Annotated in this window: 19 protein-coding genes, 4 tRNA genes and 1 pseudogene; 13 read left to right on the top strand and 11 right to left on the bottom strand. The window is 50.7% G+C overall.

From position 1 onward, the window contains the following. Positions 1–118 precede the first annotated feature (118 nt). From FDX09_RS03595 to holD, 6 genes are all read right to left on the bottom strand, one after another. On the bottom strand, positions 119–280 hold the full coding sequence (locus tag FDX09_RS03595; RefSeq protein ID WP_003019081.1) for a DUF1328 family protein: 162 nt from the start codon (positions 278–280) through the stop codon (positions 119–121). A gap of 127 nt (positions 281–407) precedes the next feature. Further along, positions 408–1,025: a molecular chaperone OsmY gene (gene osmY, locus FDX09_RS03590; RefSeq protein WP_038636996.1), complete on the bottom strand. Its 618-nt coding sequence runs from the start codon at positions 1,023–1,025 to the stop codon at positions 408–410. Positions 1,026–1,331: 306 nt separating this feature from the next. After that, positions 1,332–2,921: a peptide chain release factor 3 gene (gene prfC, locus FDX09_RS03585; protein WP_006686587.1), complete on the bottom strand. Its 1,590-nt coding sequence runs from the start codon at positions 2,919–2,921 to the stop codon at positions 1,332–1,334. A 92-nt stretch (positions 2,922–3,013) separates the two neighbouring features. Continuing rightward, positions 3,014–3,694 carry a pyrimidine 5'-nucleotidase gene (gene yjjG, locus FDX09_RS03580; RefSeq protein WP_137346858.1) on the bottom strand — a complete coding sequence of 227 codons (681 nt, stop codon included), beginning with the start codon at positions 3,692–3,694 and terminating at the stop codon, positions 3,014–3,016. 14 nt (positions 3,695–3,708) lie between these two features. After that, positions 3,709–4,155: a ribosomal protein S18-alanine N-acetyltransferase gene (rimI, locus tag FDX09_RS03575; protein WP_137346806.1), complete on the bottom strand. Its 447-nt coding sequence runs from the start codon at positions 4,153–4,155 to the stop codon at positions 3,709–3,711. Next, positions 4,124–4,537 carry a DNA polymerase III subunit psi gene (gene holD / locus FDX09_RS03570; RefSeq protein ID WP_038636992.1) on the bottom strand — a complete coding sequence of 138 codons (414 nt, stop codon included), beginning with the start codon at positions 4,535–4,537 and terminating at the stop codon, positions 4,124–4,126. The genes rimI and holD overlap by 32 nt, the downstream gene beginning before the upstream one ends. A gap of 103 nt (positions 4,538–4,640) precedes the next feature. Here holD and rsmC point away from each other — a divergent pair, with 103 nt between their 5' ends. From rsmC to FDX09_RS03545, 5 genes are all read left to right on the top strand, one after another. Further along, positions 4,641–5,672, top strand: coding sequence for a 16S rRNA (guanine(1207)-N(2))-methyltransferase RsmC (gene rsmC / locus FDX09_RS03565; protein ID WP_038636991.1), 1,032 nt, complete (start codon positions 4,641–4,643; stop codon positions 5,670–5,672). 222 nt (positions 5,673–5,894) lie between these two features. Then, positions 5,895–5,981 (top strand) — tRNA-Leu (locus FDX09_RS03560). 28 nt (positions 5,982–6,009) lie between these two features. Further along, positions 6,010–6,096: transfer RNA gene (locus FDX09_RS03555), tRNA-Leu, on the top strand. A 32-nt stretch (positions 6,097–6,128) separates the two neighbouring features. After that, a tRNA-Leu gene (locus tag FDX09_RS03550) sits at positions 6,129–6,215 on the top strand. 32 nt (positions 6,216–6,247) lie between these two features. Then, positions 6,248–6,333: transfer RNA gene (locus tag FDX09_RS03545), tRNA-Leu, on the top strand. A 36-nt stretch (positions 6,334–6,369) separates the two neighbouring features. On the opposite strand, the gene FDX09_RS03540 is transcribed toward FDX09_RS03545, so the two are convergent. Further along, positions 6,370–6,606, bottom strand: a complete 237-nt coding sequence (locus FDX09_RS03540) for a DUF1435 domain-containing protein (protein ID WP_074458506.1) — start codon at positions 6,604–6,606, stop codon at positions 6,370–6,372. Positions 6,607–6,857: 251 nt separating this feature from the next. Between FDX09_RS03540 and FDX09_RS03535 the strand changes: the two genes are divergently transcribed. Further along, complete coding sequence (locus tag FDX09_RS03535; RefSeq protein WP_085048361.1) at positions 6,858–7,934, top strand: GGDEF domain-containing protein; 1,077 nt, start codon at positions 6,858–6,860, stop codon at positions 7,932–7,934. Positions 7,935–8,042: 108 nt separating this feature from the next. Continuing rightward, positions 8,043–8,831, top strand: a complete 789-nt coding sequence (fhuF, locus tag FDX09_RS03530) for a siderophore-iron reductase FhuF (RefSeq protein WP_038636988.1) — start codon at positions 8,043–8,045, stop codon at positions 8,829–8,831. Between the two features lie 29 nt (positions 8,832–8,860). Here the strand turns inward: fhuF and FDX09_RS03525 are convergent. After that, positions 8,861–10,205, bottom strand: a pseudogene (locus tag FDX09_RS03525) (PTS sugar transporter subunit IIC). Further along, positions 10,195–10,335 carry a hypothetical protein gene (locus FDX09_RS23645; RefSeq protein ID WP_170973224.1) on the bottom strand — a complete coding sequence of 47 codons (141 nt, stop codon included), beginning with the start codon at positions 10,333–10,335 and terminating at the stop codon, positions 10,195–10,197. Before FDX09_RS23645 ends, FDX09_RS03525 begins: the two are co-directional and overlap by 11 nt. Before the next feature lie 235 nt (positions 10,336–10,570). On the opposite strand from FDX09_RS23645, the gene FDX09_RS03520 reads away from it, so the two are divergent. After that, positions 10,571–11,029, top strand: coding sequence for a YbaK/EbsC family protein (locus FDX09_RS03520; protein WP_137346805.1), 459 nt, complete (start codon positions 10,571–10,573; stop codon positions 11,027–11,029). Positions 11,030–11,086: 57 nt separating this feature from the next. On the opposite strand, the gene bglJ is transcribed toward FDX09_RS03520, so the two are convergent. Together bglJ and FDX09_RS03510 are read right to left on the bottom strand one after the other, a co-directional pair. After that, the gene (bglJ, locus tag FDX09_RS03515; protein WP_051594501.1) at positions 11,087–11,764 is read right to left on the bottom strand and encodes a DNA-binding transcriptional activator BglJ; all 678 of its coding nucleotides are present in this window, start codon (positions 11,762–11,764) and stop codon (positions 11,087–11,089) included. Continuing rightward, positions 11,725–12,450, bottom strand: a complete 726-nt coding sequence (locus FDX09_RS03510; RefSeq protein ID WP_038636985.1) for a response regulator transcription factor — start codon at positions 12,448–12,450, stop codon at positions 11,725–11,727. Before FDX09_RS03510 ends, bglJ begins: the two co-directional genes overlap by 40 nt. A 452-nt stretch (positions 12,451–12,902) precedes the next feature. Here FDX09_RS03510 and FDX09_RS03505 point away from each other — a divergent pair, with 452 nt between their 5' ends. From FDX09_RS03505 to FDX09_RS03485, 5 genes are all read left to right on the top strand, one after another. Then, the gene (locus FDX09_RS03505) at positions 12,903–13,679 is read left to right on the top strand and encodes a threonine/serine exporter ThrE family protein (RefSeq protein ID WP_085048363.1); all 777 of its coding nucleotides are present in this window, start codon (positions 12,903–12,905) and stop codon (positions 13,677–13,679) included. Then, on the top strand, positions 13,670–14,143 hold the full coding sequence (locus tag FDX09_RS03500; protein WP_038636981.1) for a threonine/serine exporter: 474 nt from the start codon (positions 13,670–13,672) through the stop codon (positions 14,141–14,143). Before FDX09_RS03505 ends, FDX09_RS03500 begins: the two co-directional genes overlap by 10 nt. 121 nt (positions 14,144–14,264) lie before the next feature. Continuing rightward, positions 14,265–14,804, top strand: coding sequence for a primosomal protein DnaT (dnaT, locus tag FDX09_RS03495; RefSeq protein ID WP_006686572.1), 540 nt, complete (start codon positions 14,265–14,267; stop codon positions 14,802–14,804). A 2-nt stretch (positions 14,805–14,806) separates the two neighbouring features. Then, complete coding sequence (gene dnaC / locus FDX09_RS03490; RefSeq protein WP_038636979.1) at positions 14,807–15,544, top strand: DNA replication protein DnaC; 738 nt, start codon at positions 14,807–14,809, stop codon at positions 15,542–15,544. Between the two features lie 70 nt (positions 15,545–15,614). Further along, on the top strand, positions 15,615–16,106 hold the full coding sequence (locus FDX09_RS03485; RefSeq protein WP_048215003.1) for a DUF2501 domain-containing protein: 492 nt from the start codon (positions 15,615–15,617) through the stop codon (positions 16,104–16,106). Positions 16,107–16,327: the final 221 nt, after the last annotated feature.

Genomic DNA, 16,327 nt, shown 5'->3' with positions numbered 1-16,327 from the left:
TGCCTTCCTGTTATTTTTGTACTGGAACAACAAAGTAACGCAAATTGCCTGACGCTAAAACCGTAAAAGCCAGTCCACTGGACTGGCTTGGTAGCAAGTTATCTTTACGGTTTACTGACTAGGGTCGTTTACGCCCTGTAAACAGGCTGACCAGAAACAGAATGATCCCCACCACGAAAACAATTTTCGCTGCGCCTGCAGCGGTACCAGCCAGTCCACCAAAACCCAGTGCGGCGGCAATTAACGCGATAACCAGAAATATGATGCCCCATCGAAACATGCGCTTCTCCTTTACCATAGTTAATGTCACCGCTTGTTATGAGCGCTCAGGCTGCTCATCGGCGATATTTTTAGTGTGGTGCACAACACGCCTCCCGACAAACGTCAGGAGGACGAATTAAGTCGAATTACTGAGTTTTAAGGTCGTTTTTGACGCTTTTCACGCCATCAACGGCTTTGGCGATGCTCTCAGCACGATCGCTTTGTGCTTTTGAGTCAACGGTGCCGGAAAGTTGAACCACTCCATCAGTGGTCTCTACTTTCACTTTACGGGAAGGGACAATGTCATCAGCCAGCAGTTTTGCTTTAACTTCGCTGGTGGTTGCCGTGTCGCCCGCATAGCCTTTTACGGATGTGCTTTTGCTGTCGCGTACGTGTAGTTTGTCGCTCACTGAGGTTACGCCCTCAACGCCTTTGGCCACTTTCACGGCTTCTTCAGCCTGTGCCTGGCTTTCAACAAACCCGCTTAACGTCACCACTTTCTGGTCTGTTTTCACAGAAATATCGGTGCTCTTGATGCTTTCGTGATCCACCAGCGCAGCTTTTACTTTTGCTGTGATAGTGCTGTCATCCATGAAATTACCGACTTTGTTCATAGAGCTATCGACTTTCTGCCCCGCACTTTCGACACCAGATTGCGCTTTATCCGTCGTGGCGTTTTCTGCAAAAGCAGAACCCGTTGCAACAGCGGAGGTCAGCATCACGGCCAGCAGCGTTTTAGAAATCTTAAGTCCTGTCATTGTCATCGATGTATTCCTGTATGTTTTGCTAAAAGCGATGGTCTGCCGTAAACGGCGTTAACCAGCAACTAATCTTGTAAGTGGAATAAATATCAGCAATAGAAGCTGCAACAGGCAGCCTAAAAAGCATTTAACGCCGATATTTATGTCATCACATTGTTAAATATAGTTCAGGATTTCGTGATCGCAGTCCGGATTGACTAAAAAACAGGCAAACAACAGAAAAACGAGAGGTTTTAAGAACATTCCGCAAGGGATTTAAAAGACAGGAAAAGTTGCAGGGCACGGCAAATACCGTGCCCTGGAAGGCGATTAGTGTTCGCGCGTTTTGCGGAACTGAACGTCAGGGTAACGTTCCTGGGTGAGATTCAGGTTAACCATGGTCGGTGCGATATAGGTGAGGTTATCGCCGCCATCAAGCGCCAGCTGAACTTCGTTTTTACGCTTAAATTCTTCGAATTTTTTCACGTCAGAACATTCTACCCAGCGCGCGGTCGCCACGTTGACCGACTCATAAATCGCTTCAACGTTGTACTCGCTCTTCAGACGCGAAACCACCACGTCGAACTGCAGCACACCAACAGCGCCCACGATCAGATCGTTATTAGCAATTGGACGGAAGACCTGCACCGCACCCTCTTCCGACAGCTGAACCAGCCCTTTCAGCAGCTGTTTCTGCTTCAAAGGATCTTTCAGGCGAATACGACGGAACAGCTCCGGCGCGAAGTTCGGAATACCGGTGAACTTCATCATTTCGCCCTGAGTAAAGGTATCGCCGATCTGGATAGTGCCGTGGTTATGCAGACCGAGAATATCGCCCGGATACGCTTCTTCCACATGAGAACGGTCACCCGCCATGAAGGTCAGCGCATCGGAGATCACCACGTCTTTACCAATGCGCACCTGACGCATTTTCATGCCTTTCTCGTACTTACCGGAAACCACGCGCATGAACGCCACGCGGTCACGGTGTTTCGGATCCATGTTGGCCTGGATTTTAAACACGAAGCCGGTGAACTTCTCTTCTGAGGCTTCCACGGTGCGGGTATCAGTTTTACGCGGCATCGGCGCAGGCGCCCACTCCACTAAGCCGTCCAGCATATGGTCAACGCCGAAGTTACCCAGCGCGGTACCGAAGAATACCGGGGTGATTTCGCCCGCGAGGAACAGATCATGGTCGAACTCGTTAGACGCGCCCTGCACCAGCTCCAGCTCGTCGCGCAGCTGCTGCGCCAGATCTTCGCCCACTGCGGCATCGAGTTCCGGGTTATTCAGCCCCTTAACAATGCGCACTTCCTGAATGGTGTGGCCTTTACCCGTCTGGTACAGGTAAGTTTCGTCTTTATAAAGGTGATAAACGCCCTTGAACAGCTTCCCGCAGCCAATCGGCCAGGTGATCGGCGCACAGCCGATTTTCAGCTCGTTCTCGACTTCATCCAGCAGCTCCATCGGGTCACGGATGTCACGGTCGAGTTTGTTCATAAAGGTCAGGATCGGCGTATCGCGCAGACGGGTAACTTCCATCAGCTTGCGGGTACGATCCTCAACGCCTTTCGCGGCGTCGATAACCATCAGACAGCAGTCTACCGCCGTCAGGGTACGATAAGTATCTTCGGAGAAGTCTTCGTGCCCCGGGGTGTCCAGCAGATTCACCAGGCAGTCGTGATACGGAAACTGCATCACAGAGGTGGTAATGGAGATACCACGCTGCTTTTCCATCTCCATCCAGTCAGATTTCGCATGCTGGCTGGAGCCACGGCCTTTTACCGTACCGGCGGTCTGAATCGCCTGTCCGAATAACAGCACCTTTTCAGTAATGGTCGTTTTACCGGCATCCGGGTGAGAAATAATGGCAAAAGTGCGGCGTTTGGCCACCTCTTGCAAATAAGGAGACAACGTCATAGTCAAATCTTCTTAGGTAAGCACGGCAACGGGCCGTGCAAGTTGAATACGAAAAATTGCGGCTATTTTACCCATCAACGGGGGGGAGGCAATCAGTGTTTACACAGGAACTGCTCCAGTTCGCTTAATGACGCGACCGTCCAGGTCGGCTGAATGCCTGCTGGCTGCTCGCGATGGTGCGTATTTAGCCAGCAGGTGGATAGCCCGGCGTTAATACCGCCAAGAATATCGGACTCTGCGGTATCGCCCACCATCAGCACGCGGGAACGGTCAGGATTGCCCGCCTGCTCCAGCGCATGGTCAAAAATACGGGGATCGGGTTTTGCTACCCCAACCTGCTCAGAAATCACCAGCAGATCGAAATAGTCGCGCAGCCCCGTCCGCTCAAGGCGGATTTGCTGCAACGCCGTAAAGCCGTTAGTAATGATGCCAATTTTCGTTTTATCACGAATCGCATTGAGCAGAGAGACCGCCCCTGGCAACGGCGAGCAGATCTCAGCCATCGCATTGATAAATGCGTCATTAAGCTGGCCTGGTTCGACCTTCAGGCGTTCAGCCCAGCTCTGGAAACGGGCATGCTGCAATTGTAATGACGTAATCGCGCCGTTTTGATAATCCACCCATAGCGGTTTATTCACGGCCTGGTAGTCCTGAAAATCTTCAGCGGTAAAGGTAATGCTATAGTCGAGAAACATCCGCTGTAAGCCGGTAAACGAGTCAAACGTAAACAGCGTTTCGTCGGCATCAAAGAAAATCCAGTCCCACTTCTTCATCATTACACCTTGTCTTACATGCTGATTGGCAATGCCATGATAATGGCGTCTTCATGACCATCGGCCGTCGGATAATAATTGCGCCGGATCGTCGCCTCGTTAAAGCCCAGGCTTTCATACAGCGCGATAGCGGCAGCATTTGAGGCGCGCACTTCCAGCCACAGCGTCAAAATGCCGCGCTTTTCCAGCTCATCGATCAGGTGCTCCAGTAGCTCGCGCCCCAGGCCCTGGCGCTGAAAGTCAGGATCGACGGCGATATTGAACAGCGTAGCTTCATCCAGTACCACCTGCGTAATCGCAAAGGCGGCCATCACGTCGTCAACCCTCAACTGAAAATTGAGGTAGCGATCGCCATGGTTGCTGGCAAATGTTTTTTCACTCCACGGAAAAGCGTGGGCGCGTTTTTCAATCTGAAATGCTGCAGGTAAATCAGTCGGTTCGAGGGAAGAAATCGTGTTCATATGCGCAGATTTGTTGCCATAACGCGGCGCGGGCCGCTGGGTTTTCCCGTAATTCATTAAACGCAGGACTCTCGACCTGAGCGCCTTCCAGCAGCAGCGGCTCTTCGGTTCCCAGCCGCCAACTATTACAGCGACTGCCCTGCGGCAGCATGGCGACACGGTCAGGCGTCAATTGTAAAACCTGATCCGGGCTGACGGTTATTGCGCGTAAAATATCGCTCATTAACGGTTCGGTTAGCGCGGGTAACTGTGCAGCAACCATCACTAAACGGATATGCGCAGGAATGGAGATCGCGATTTCGCCCTGCAGTGCGCCAGGACGACGCAGCGACCACTGCGTAATGCCCAGTTGCTGTAACTGCCAGTCTCGTCGGGATGTCATAGCGAAACACTCCTGTCTATCAGGGGCGCAAATATAGCAAATTTGTCGAATCCGTGCCATCAAACAACTATAATCCCCGGCTGTACAATTTAAGGAGCACTCCATGTCTGCTTTTACCCCGGCAAGTGAAGTCTTGCTGCGCCACAGTGATGATTTCGAACAAAGCCGTATTCTGTTTGCCGGTGATTTGCAGGATGATCTGCCTGCCCACTTCGAAAGCGCCGCCAGCCGTGCGCACACTCAACAACTTCACCACTGGCAGGTGCTGAACCGCCAGATGGGTGACAACGTCCGTTTCAGCCTCGTCGCTAAGGCCGATGACGTTGCCGATAGCGATACGCTAATCTACTACTGGCCGAAGAATAAGCCGGAAGCGCAGTTCCAGCTGATGAACATTTTGTCGCTGTTACCGGTGGGCAGCGATGTTTTTGTTGTGGGTGAGAACCGCAGCGGCGTACGTAGCGCAGAGCAGATGCTGGCCGAATACGCACCGCTGAATAAAGTCGACAGCGCGCGTCGCTGTGGCCTGTATCACGGTCGTCTGGAAAAACAGCCGGTCTTTGATGCAGAAAAATACTGGGATGAATATCAGGTTGATAATCTGACCATCAAAACGCTGCCGGGCGTATTCAGCCGTGACGGCCTGGATGTTGGCAGCCAATTGCTGCTCTCCACACTGACGCCGCATACCAAAGGTAAAGTTCTCGATGTCGGTTGTGGCGCGGGCGTACTCTCCGTCGCTTTAGCCAGCCATTCGCCCAAAGTCCGCTTAACCCTGTGTGATGTAAGTGCGGCCGCTGTTGAAGCCAGCCGCGCCACGCTTGCCGCCAACGGTATTGAAGGTGATGTGATCGCCAGCAACGTTTTTTCTGACGTGACGGGCCGCTTTGATATGATCATCTCCAACCCACCGTTCCATGATGGGATGCAGACCAGCCTCGATGCCGCGCAAACGCTGATTCGCGGCGCGGTGCGTCATCTCAACAGCGGCGGTGAACTGCGTATCGTGGCGAACGCCTTCCTGCCCTATCCGAAAGTGCTGGATGAGGTATTCGGATTCCATGAAGTTATCGCACAGACTGGACGCTTCAAGGTCTATCGCACCATCATGACGCGTCAGGCGAAAAAAGCCTAACTGATCAAGGCTGGATCAGGCATTTACGCTGCCACCAGACGTGACACTGAGCAACGCCGGATAGCGCTATCGCTTATCCGGCCTGGATAAAACGCCAAAAACCGTAGAAACGCCTTTTTTTTCGGCAATCACGTTAAGTTCGATAATTAACTGTTGACGCCCTGCATAAAATCTCTAGAATTCGCCTCCGTGGTAACGATACTTTTTGAGTGTCGATGGTATGCGAAGGTGGCGGAATTGGTAGACGCGCTAGCTTCAGGTGTTAGTGTCCTTTCGGACGTGGGGGTTCAAGTCCCCCCCCTCGCACCATAATCCACGTTGATATTGCTCGCACTGGGCGAAGGTGGCGGAATTGGTAGACGCGCTAGCTTCAGGTGTTAGTGTCCTTTCGGACGTGGGGGTTCAAGTCCCCCCCCTCGCACCAACGAGGCGATATCAAAAAAATAAGATGACTGTGCGAAGGTGGCGGAATTGGTAGACGCGCTAGCTTCAGGTGTTAGTGTCCTTTCGGACGTGGGGGTTCAAGTCCCCCCCCTCGCACCAACGAGGCGATATCAAAAAAATAAGATGACTGTGCGAAGGTGGCGGAATTGGTAGACGCGCTAGCTTCAGGTGTTAGTGTCCTTAGGATGTGGGGGTTCGAGTCCCCCCCCTCGCACCAATTATCTTATTTCCTTCTCTTTTTCCCCTGTTTTGCTTATCCCTGATTCCAGTTCATCATTACCAGCACAATGCCGCCAATCAGCGCTGCACATGAAGGTAACAGAATAAAATGCCGTAAGCGCTTGTGGTATAACATGAGCGAAGTCAATAGTAATCCTAATACAATCATTACCTTCCATACATTGACCGACAGGTCGGTAAATGCCATCCCGGCAATGAGTATCCCCGGCAGCAGAACTCCCCATCCACTGCCCAGCGTACGTTGCAACATGGTTCCACCTACGACATTGATAATGATAACCAATATCATATGATATATTTTCTCATTTGTCAGCTGGGAGGCACTATCAATTATATGAGTTTTACTTAACGATTGATGACATGAATAATCTAAGGTGATAAATTGCTCGCCGGTTAACGCTTCAACTAAAAATAAAGACCTCAGCGAATGATACCCCGTTCGTTATTTGTTTTATTTACCAACACATCTTCGTATATTACAGATAACTAACAATATTTACTATGACAGTACAATCCTGGCGAACTCTGCGCACTAAAAAATATCAACTCTCTTTGCGTTTGTTTCTGCTTCTCAACGCAGTCTCCGCGCTGTTTACGCTTTTTTTCCCACTTTTTGCCGTCAAAGCCTTATCTGTACCGGCTCTGCTGATACTGATCACCAGTACGCTGCTGCTTATATGGCATGGGAAATACACGGATAAAAAAATTAATCTCCCTTTTATTTCAATAATCTTTGGCTTGTTATGGGCATTCCATATTTTTCAGAAATATTCCTCACTCGGTCATAATGACTATTATTTTCTGTTAATCGCACTGCTCAGCGTGCTGTTTATTGGATCTATTGCTTTCGCCAATAATATCATCGCGTTTACGCTTCATTCTCTCCCCTCCGTCGCCGTCTGTTTATGGCTTAGCGGCAACGAGCATAGTTTACGAATTTTCTATTTTATGGCGTTACCGATGGCCGGGATCGCCATCCAACATGTGATACAAAAGCGCTACGATGGTTTCGCCCAGCAGTTGATGTACAAACTGCTTGAGGAACGGGAAACGCTCAACGGACTCAGCATGCTTGACCCGCTTACCGGTTTGTATAACCGCCGGGGACTGCAACACAGACTCGATACGCTGTTGGCGCTGAGCAACTCGAAACACTACGTGCTGTTATTGGATATCGACCACTTCAAAGCCTATAACGATCATTACGGGCATATGATGGGCGACCAGGCGCTGATCCGCGTCTCAGCCGCCATTCGTGATTCCGTACGCTCCCGGGATGTGGTGGCGCGATTCGGCGGCGAAGAATTCATGGTTTTGCTGACCGCGATCGATCCGCAGCAGGCACAGGCCGCCGCCGAGCGTATTCGTCAGAAAGTGTACGACCTTAAAATCCCCCACATGTTTAACGAAAACGTGGCAACCAACGTGACCGTCAGTATCGGCATTGCGCCGCTGGTAGAGCAGGATATTGAGGCCGCTATCGCCAGAGCGGATAAAGCCCTGTACGAGGCGAAAAATCTTGGGCGTAACAACACGCTGGTCAGCGATGAGCTGAGGGTAAACCGCCCTTCACTCTGAGCTATCTGTGCGGTGGCATCCGTCATCGCGACAAAGATCTTGCCATCGTTCATCGTCAACTATAGGATTAGAAATCATTATCATTTAGATTAACATCCTTATATTCCCATGGCTTATCGTTCCGCACCGATCGTTGAAGATGTCATCTGGCGTAGCCACCTTCCAGCAAAGATGCCCTCGCTGGCTGCTGCTGTACGCGAAACGATAGCCCAAACTCGTGAGCACCTGCTGGACTTTATTCGTCTTGACGAAATCCCCGTACCGGGCGCGATGACGCTACATGAATGGACGCAACCAGCGACGCTCAGTTCGCTGTTGGCCGTTTATTCAGACCATATCTATCGCAACCAGCCCACGCTGACACGCGAAAATAAGCCGCTGATTTCTCTCTGGGCGCAATGGTATATCGGGCTGATGATGCCCCCACTCATGGTAGCCCTGCTAACGCAAAAAGAGGCCATTGACGTCTCACCTGAACACATGCGCGTTGAGTTTCACGAAACGGGCCGTGCAGCCTGCTTCTGGATTGACGTCCACCAGGATCACCAGACTACAGCCCTGTCGCCTCAACAACGCATGGAAACGCTGATTCTCTCGGCACTAACGCCGGTTGTGCAGGCGCTGGAAGCAACGGGCGAGATCAACGCCAGGCTTATCTGGAGCAATACCGGATATTTAATTCACTGGTATTTAACGGAAATGAAGCCATTGTTAGGTGAAGAGCTGCTGAACTCACTGCGGCAAACCTGCTTTTTTGAGAAACAACTCTCCTGCGGTCAGGATAATCCGTTGTGGCGTACCGTTGTTCCACGCGAAGGATTACTGGTGCGCAGAACCTGCTGCCAGCGTTACCGCCTGCCCGACGTTCAGCAATGCGGTGACTGTACGCTGAAGTAAGCGAGGAGCCGTAGCCCCTCGTCAAAAATTTATGCAACCTGCTGGTTTTCCTCTTCTATACGCTGTGCTTCTTCTTTTTCCTGCGCCAATAGCTGCTTTTCATAGACCTTAAAGAATGGGAAATAGATGATCGTCGACACCAACGCCAGCAGGACGACCAGGATGGCCGCGCGATAATCCCAGCCTGACGCCCATGCCGCGCCAACCGGTGCCGGGGCCGTCCAGGGAACGACGGAAATCACACGTCCAATTAAATCCAGCTTCATCGCCGCCCAGGCCAGCACCGCATTCACCATCGGGGCCAGCAGGAATGGGATAAAGAACACCGGGTTCATAACAATCGGCGTACCGAAAATCACCGGTTCGTTAATATTAAAAATGCTGGGGACCACGCTCAAACGCCCAATCGAGCGTAAATGAGCCGAACGGCTGCGCAGATAGCAAATCACTAACCCCATCGTCGCGCCGGACCCACCAACCACGATGAAAAACGTCCAGAATGCTTCCATAAAGATATGTGGCAAAGGCGCGCCCTGTGCCAGCGCCGACTGATTCATTCCGAGATTGGTTAGCCAGAACATTTGCAGCATCCCCGACACAATCGCCGCACCATGGATCCCAGCAAACCACAGTAGATGACCAATCAGCACGGCCAGTAGTATCGCCGGGAGAGAATCAGCAGCGGATACCAGTGGTTTAAAGATGGCCATAATGGCCTGCGGAATTAGCATGTCAAACTGCGACTGTATCACCAGGCTCAGAGGGTACAGCGTTAGCACCACCACCAGCACCGGGATCAGCAGATCGAAGGAGTTTTTGATCATTGGCGGCACCTGATCGGGTAAACGGATGCCGATGTTTGTGCGCCTTCAGGAAACGCATCATTTCCACACAGTAAATCGCCACGAGGATAGCAGTGAAAATCCCCGTCCCACCCAGGCTATCGACGGGCATCGCGCCTTTGGTTTTCGGCGCGGCAATCAGCAAAAAAGCCATGATGGACAGCATTGCGCACATAAACGGATCTAACTGATGCGACTTCACATAGTGCTTACCCAGGTTATAAGCGATAGCCGCACAGATGTAGACCGACATGATCCCCATCGTCATATCAAACGGTGTGAGGATCTGGCCTTCAAACTGTTTTGCCATATCCAGCCATGCGCGGGCAAATCCCCATGTGGTATCAGGAGAAAATGGCGGGTAGGCGAAAACCAGCAGAAATGAACCGACGATCATAAAGGGCATAGCCGAAATAAACCCATCGCGAATTGCCATCACATGACGTTGTGAAGAGATTCGTCCGGCGACAGGGCTGACGTAGTTTTCAACAAAGCGGAAAATCACATTAAACACAGCATGATTAGTAGTCATAGCCGCTCTCCCGTTGCGCAAAACCTTGCGGCCATGCAGGCATCAACACCACCACGCAAAGCTCATTACACTTTTTCGCAACCGTGCCGGGAAGAACACCAGCGCTACTGCATTTTGAGTTAAGTTTCATAGATGGCTCTTATTATGTGATACAGAGGAAGTGACAACTTCAGTATTAATCGTCATTTCAACATTCTGCAACCGGTTACTGTAACCGGTTTCTTTGATTGTGAAGATGATCGAAAAACTGCCAATGTTGCCATGTTGTTACAATAAAATATTTACAGCGAGCTTGCCCCTATGACAAATTACGCCATGCGGTTTTCTGCTGTATGGAGCTGCCCGTAGGCGATTTGGAGAGAAGAATGAGTTTGCAATCAGTACGCCAATTTTTGGCGCAATATGCCCCAGATATTGAGATCATCGAATTAGATCAGAGCACGGCAACCGTCGAGCTGGCAGCAAAAGCCCATAATGTCGAACCCGGTCAGATCGCGAAAACACTTTCGCTAAAAGTAAAGAACGACATCATTCTGGTCGTCGCCAAAGGCGATGCCCGGCTGGATAATAAAAAGCTAAAGAGCACATTCGGCGCCAAAGCCCGTATGCTGAGTAGTGATGAGGTCGTGAATGCGACGGGTCACCCCGTTGGCGGCGTTTGTCCTTTCGGGCTGGAAACACCGATATCGGTTTATTGCGATGTCTCTCTGAAGCACTATGCTGAAGTGCTGCCTGCGGCAGGAGCCATTCACAGCGCGGTTCGCATCACGCCGGAAAGGATGGCTGAGCTAACTTCAGCCACCTGGGTTGATGTGTGCCAATGATGTTTCACGCCCCGGGCCGGTGACTGAACCCGACACAAAATACGTCTACGTTGGCCGTCACGACGCCGCTTGTAGAATGGGTGTCGGTTCGCCTGCACGCAGATACAGCAGGATATCGGCAGCATCCAGTAAACCCGCATCTGAGCTCACGCCCAGCTTGGACATTACGTTAAATTTATGCGCCCGAATGGTTTTAATATTCCGTTCAAGCTGAACGGCAATCTGCGGCATCGAATAGCCATTTGACATAAAACGCAGTATTTCTCGTTCTGTGGGGCTAAGCACACGGCTTTGATTGATAAACCAATGGTTTTTCGCGCTTTCGGTTGTCCGGGTAGGGCAATTCAACGACGTAAACAAAGCTTCCTGCAGCACAGTTAACGAAGAGGCTTTGCTAACGACCCCATCCAGCGGCAATGGTGACAGAGAGCCAATTAAACGTGCCTCAGCATCGTCATCGGCAATCACCACACGCCTGATGCGAGGAAAATTTATCGCCATCTCCGTCAGATAGGCGAGTCCTGCTCTGCGATCGGTTCTGATAGCAGAAAGAGAAAAAATTACTGCCGAAAATGACATTTTTAACATCGCCTGACTAAAGGCAGGCTGGTTCGAAAAGAGATGAAGTGCGTATTGGTCATCCGGCATGGTATTAAATAAACTCTCAATACCCACGCGACTCATCGCACATTTTTCTACAAGTGCGACGTTTCTTTTAATGCTTCTGCTTTCCATTCCGTGGTCTCCCCATATACTGAAGGTAAATTCAGTTCTCGCGATCCTTGAGAACTATTTATCCATGCGTACATTTCTGCATTGCTATGTATTGATAAGCGACGCATGGCGCTGTTCTTTTGGGCGCTGATTGTTTTATTACTTTTCTTAAGTAACGATGCAATCTGGTTAATTCCCCAACCTTTTCCCAGGAGTCTCAGCACTTTCCTCTCCGAGAGAGTAAGTGCAATTGAGCGGGCGCTATTGTCAGCCAACTCTGGCATTACGGGAGGGGAAATCAGAGATTTACTTATCCTCTCAGCTCGGGTATTTCCCGCGTGAATTACATTCACTAAACTTTCAATCGGCTCAGCATCAGATAACAGCGAACTGATCGGGCACATCAGCAGTTCGATGGCGAGAGGGTAAAAAACACGAGATACAAGAAACACCCAATGAATATCACGGTATTGAGATAATAAAGAATAAAATTGTTCGCAAACTGAGCGAGGATGATTGCAGTCTGCTGATAAATCAGCAATCACCAAATCAGCGCACCGCAACTGCAACAATGTTAGTTCTTCAACAGAACGACAGTAAGTCAATTCGTAATCAGCAAACTGTTCTTGCATTACACCTTTAAGCCCAGTTTGTACGATCGGTAATTTGCTAATAATAATTGCGTTTTTGCAGCGTCCTGGCAACATATCCCCTCCACATTCACCAGTCCGTATTCGCATTTATTAGAAGATCCCTGATAAATTAAACGTATTAATTAACAGGAAAACCCTAAACAATAGACGAGGTGAATTGTTTATCCTTGGATTTCATTCAAACATTAAAATAATGGCGCTATAATCCCAATAGCGTCAAACTATTGAACCGTTATTACAAAATTACGCATAAATACATTCTATGTACAATTAAAAGAACTAAAATAGAACGTTAGAATTGCTTACGTATTTGCCATCCTGATAAATAAAACTATCTTATCATGTGATACTGTTTTTATTGATTAGCAGGTAAGGCATGTAAGCGAGTACGACCTGCGTCTTTTTTCAACACAAAGATTGATCTTGCCAGAGCCAACTGGCTCATGCTTCATGATAAAAAGAAGACATTCACTATTCAATGAGATCCTTTTCAGTCAGAGCGAACCATGCAAACAGAGCAGTCGTCACAGCGAACGGTTACACGGTTATGTATACAATGTGGGCTTTTTTTACTCCAGCATGGTGCAGAAAGCGCGCTGGTTGACGAGCTATCCACTCGCCTCGGCCTGGCGCTTGGCATGGATAGCGTAGAAAGCGCCATCTCCTCCAATGCGATTGTCCTGACTACCATTAAAGATGGGCAATGCCTGACGTCGACCCGAAAAAATCATGATCGCGGCATTAACATGCACGTCGTGACGGAAGTGCAGCACATCGTTATTTTAGCGGAACACAAACTACTGGATATAAAAGGCGTTGAGAAGCGCTTCAGCCAGATTAAGCCGCTACGCTATCCAAGATGGCTGGTCGCATTGATGGTCGGTTTGTCCTGCGCCTGCTTTTGCAAACTCAATAACGGCGGATGGGACGGCGCGGTGATCACCTTTTTCGCCAGCATGGTGGCGATGTATATCCGCCAGATTCTGGCGTCACGGCATTTGCACCCGCAAATCAACTTTTGTATCACCGCCTTTGTGGCGACCACAATATCCGGCCTGTTGCTGACGCTGCCGACCTTTAATCACACCCCAACCATCGCCATGGCTGCCAGCGTGCTGCTGCTGGTTCCGGGTTTTCCGTTGATCAACTCTGTCGCGGATATGTTTAAGGGGCACATTAATACCGGGCTGGCTCGCTGGGCCATTGCCAGTCTCCTGACGTTGGCAACCTGCATTGGGGTGGTTATGTCGATGACCTTATGGGGGCTGCGCGGATGGGCGTGATCGATTTCATTCTGGCGCTGATACAGGACATGATCCTGTCGGCGATCCCGGCTCTGGGCTTTGCCATGGTGTTTAACGTCCCGCACCGCGCGCTTCCCTGGTGTGCGTTACTCGGCGCGCTGGGCCACGGTTCACGAATGGTGATGATGAGCGCAGGGTTTAATATTGAATGGTCAACCTTCATGGCGTCGCTGCTGATTGGCTGCATTGGGATCCAGTGGTCGCGCTGGTATCTGGCGCATCCGAAAGTTTTCACCGTTGCGGCTGTGATACCGATGTTTCCCGGGATCTCCGCCTACACCGCCATGATTTCGGCGGTAAAAATTGGCCATTTCGGCTACAGCGAAGCGCTGATGATCACCCTATTGACCAATTTCCTGAAAGCTTCATCGATTGTCGGCGCGCTCTCTATCGGCTTATCCGTACCAGGCTTATGGCTGTATCGCAAACGGCCACGCGTCTAGCGCGGTAATTTCTTAGCACCTCGCAGAGGGGGAATCTCCCCCTCATCTGCTGCTCTCCTGGTTCTCTGTGTTACTATAAAAGCAGTCCCTTCTCGGTTGTTGTTCAGTTTTGAGAAACATTATGCCCTGCAAAATTTTGACGCCGGACGTCATCAGCATTGACGCCTTACTACACGATCACCACGCGGTACTGGCAAAGTCTGCGGGTGGCGCCGTAGCGGTATTCGCCAACAATGCGCCAGCGTTTTACGCGCTGACGCCTGCGCGACTGGCTCAGTTGTTGGCGCTTGAAGAGAAGCTGTCACGTCCAGGAAGCGATGTGACGTTGGATGCGCAATTTTATGAAGAGCCGCAAGCTGCGCCCGTGGCCGTGCCAATGGGGAAATTTGCGATGTACGCTGACTGGCAGCCCGATGCCGACTTTCAGCGCCAGGCCGCTCTGTGGGGCGTGGCGTTAAGAGAACCGGTCACCGCCGAGGAACTGGCCTCATTCGTCGCCTACTGGCAGGCCGAAGGCAAAGTCTTTCACCATATTCAGTGGCAGCAAAAACTGGCGCGTAGCATCCAGATTGGCCGGGCCAGCAATGGCGGAATGCCAAAGCGCGATGTGAACAGTGTCAGCGAACCTGACAGCCATATTCCACCAGGTTTTAGAGGATAACGATGAAAAACGTTGGCGATCTGATGAAACGTCTGCAAAAAATGATGCCGCCCAATGTCGAGCCTGCCTTTAAAACGGGCGAAGAGCTACTGGCATGGCAAAAAGAGCAAGGTGAAATTCGTGCCGCAGCGCTGGCCCGCGAAAACCGGGCCATGAAAATGCAGCGCACATTCAACCGCTCCGGTATCCGTCCGCTGCACCAAAACTGTTCATTCGATAACTATCGGGTGGAATGCGAAGGTCAGATGAACGCCCTGAGCAAAGCCCGCCAGTACGTTGATGAGTTTGACGGCAACATCGCCAGCTTTATTTTCTCGGGCAAACCCGGCACCGGCAAAAACCATCTGGCGGCAGCTATCTGCAACGAACTGCTGCTCCGCGGTAAGTCGGTACTGATCATTACCGTGGCTGATATCATGTCGGCGATGAAAGAAACCTTCAGTAACCGTGAAACCAGCGAAGAACAGTTGCTCAACGATCTTAGCAATGTAGATCTGCTGGTGATCGATGAGATCGGCATGCAGACCGAATCCCGCTATGAAAAAGTGATCATCAATCAGATCGTCGATCGCCGATCGTCCTCAAAACGCCCGACCGGTATGTTAACCAACAGCAATATGGACGAAATGAACAAACTGCTGGGTGAGCGCGTGATGGATCGCATGCGTCTCGGTAACAGCCTGTGGGTGATTTTTAACTGGGACAGCTACCGTAGCCGGGTAACAGGAAAAGAGTATTAACGTATTAGGACCACTCCTAAAGCTGCCAGCGCTATACTGCGCTGAAAAGGCATAACACGAGTTGCATATAATGATGAAAACAACCAAACGTCTGCTGTGCTGTGCGCTTGCCGCCAGTACGCTCATCTCCACCAGCGTTTTTGCCGCCTCCTGGCAGGACTCGCTCTCCAGCGCGGCCAGCGAACTGAGCAAACAAAGCTCCGGCTCGCAGGGCAGCTCGTCGCTCTCCTCCCTGACCAGTCTGCTGAATGGCAGCAATCAGTCGCTGACCTCAAGCAGCATGAATAACGCCGCCGGGATCCTGGAATATTGCGCCAAACAGAAACTGGCCTCGGTCACCGACGCGCAAAACGTCAAAAACCAGGTGCTGGATAAACTCGGCCTCAGTGCCCCAGAGCAGAAACAAGACACCAATTACATGGACGGCATTCAGGGCCTGCTCAACGCCAAAGATGGCCAACAGCTGGACCTGAACACGATTGGTAATAGCTCGCTGGCGAAGCAGGTAAAAACCAAGGCCTGCGATCTGGTGTTAAAACAGGGTATGAATTTCATTTCCTGAGGCATTAAATGCCGCGTATCCCCTGCGCGGCATCCCCCTATTCCTGCCGATACAGACCGCCATCACGAAAGCCGTAATTACCCGCAACAAAACGCGCATATCTAAACCAATTCTGAATAACAACGTAATTTAATGTCACTACAATTGCAGCAATATAACAACGCTATTACATTGTTCTCTCACCAAATGATTAGCCTGCCAGGCATGTGCCCGGTTTACTG

Origin of the sequence: Citrobacter sp. wls717 (assembly GCF_005280955.1) — a bacterium.
GTDB classification, from domain to species: Bacteria; Pseudomonadota; Gammaproteobacteria; order Enterobacterales; family Enterobacteriaceae; genus Citrobacter; species Citrobacter werkmanii.
The sequence above is the reverse complement of the archived record's forward strand: the minus strand, read 5'-3'. Positions and strand labels throughout refer to the sequence as shown.

Excerpts from the sequence above, each read along its gene's own strand:
- FDX09_RS03595 (WP_003019081.1), bottom strand. The coding sequence starts at position 280 with ATGTTTCGATGGGGCATCATATTTCTGGTTATCGCGTTAATTGCCGCC.
- osmY (WP_038636996.1), bottom strand. The coding sequence starts at position 1,025 with ATGACAATGACAGGACTTAAGATTTCTAAAACGCTGCTGGCCGTGATG.
- prfC (WP_006686587.1), bottom strand. The coding sequence starts at position 2,921 with ATGACGTTGTCTCCTTATTTGCAAGAGGTGGCCAAACGCCGCACTTTT.
- yjjG (WP_137346858.1), bottom strand. The coding sequence starts at position 3,694 with ATGAAGAAGTGGGACTGGATTTTCTTTGATGCCGACGAAACGCTGTTT.
- rimI (WP_137346806.1), bottom strand. The coding sequence starts at position 4,155 with ATGAACACGATTTCTTCCCTCGAACCGACTGATTTACCTGCAGCATTT.
- holD (WP_038636992.1), bottom strand. The coding sequence starts at position 4,537 with ATGACATCCCGACGAGACTGGCAGTTACAGCAACTGGGCATTACGCAG.
- rsmC (WP_038636991.1), top strand. The coding sequence starts at position 4,641 with ATGTCTGCTTTTACCCCGGCAAGTGAAGTCTTGCTGCGCCACAGTGAT.
- FDX09_RS03540 (WP_074458506.1), bottom strand. The coding sequence starts at position 6,606 with ATGTTGCAACGTACGCTGGGCAGTGGATGGGGAGTTCTGCTGCCGGGG.
- FDX09_RS03535 (WP_085048361.1), top strand. The coding sequence starts at position 6,858 with ATGACAGTACAATCCTGGCGAACTCTGCGCACTAAAAAATATCAACTC.
- fhuF (WP_038636988.1), top strand. The coding sequence starts at position 8,043 with ATGGCTTATCGTTCCGCACCGATCGTTGAAGATGTCATCTGGCGTAGC.
- FDX09_RS23645 (WP_170973224.1), bottom strand. The coding sequence starts at position 10,335 with ATGAAACTTAACTCAAAATGCAGTAGCGCTGGTGTTCTTCCCGGCACG.
- FDX09_RS03520 (WP_137346805.1), top strand. The coding sequence starts at position 10,571 with ATGAGTTTGCAATCAGTACGCCAATTTTTGGCGCAATATGCCCCAGAT.
- bglJ (WP_051594501.1), bottom strand. The coding sequence starts at position 11,764 with ATGGAAAGCAGAAGCATTAAAAGAAACGTCGCACTTGTAGAAAAATGT.
- FDX09_RS03510 (WP_038636985.1), bottom strand. The coding sequence starts at position 12,450 with ATGTTGCCAGGACGCTGCAAAAACGCAATTATTATTAGCAAATTACCG.
- FDX09_RS03505 (WP_085048363.1), top strand. The coding sequence starts at position 12,903 with ATGCAAACAGAGCAGTCGTCACAGCGAACGGTTACACGGTTATGTATA.
- FDX09_RS03500 (WP_038636981.1), top strand. The coding sequence starts at position 13,670 with ATGGGCGTGATCGATTTCATTCTGGCGCTGATACAGGACATGATCCTG.
- dnaT (WP_006686572.1), top strand. The coding sequence starts at position 14,265 with ATGCCCTGCAAAATTTTGACGCCGGACGTCATCAGCATTGACGCCTTA.
- dnaC (WP_038636979.1), top strand. The coding sequence starts at position 14,807 with ATGAAAAACGTTGGCGATCTGATGAAACGTCTGCAAAAAATGATGCCG.
- FDX09_RS03485 (WP_048215003.1), top strand. The coding sequence starts at position 15,615 with ATGATGAAAACAACCAAACGTCTGCTGTGCTGTGCGCTTGCCGCCAGT.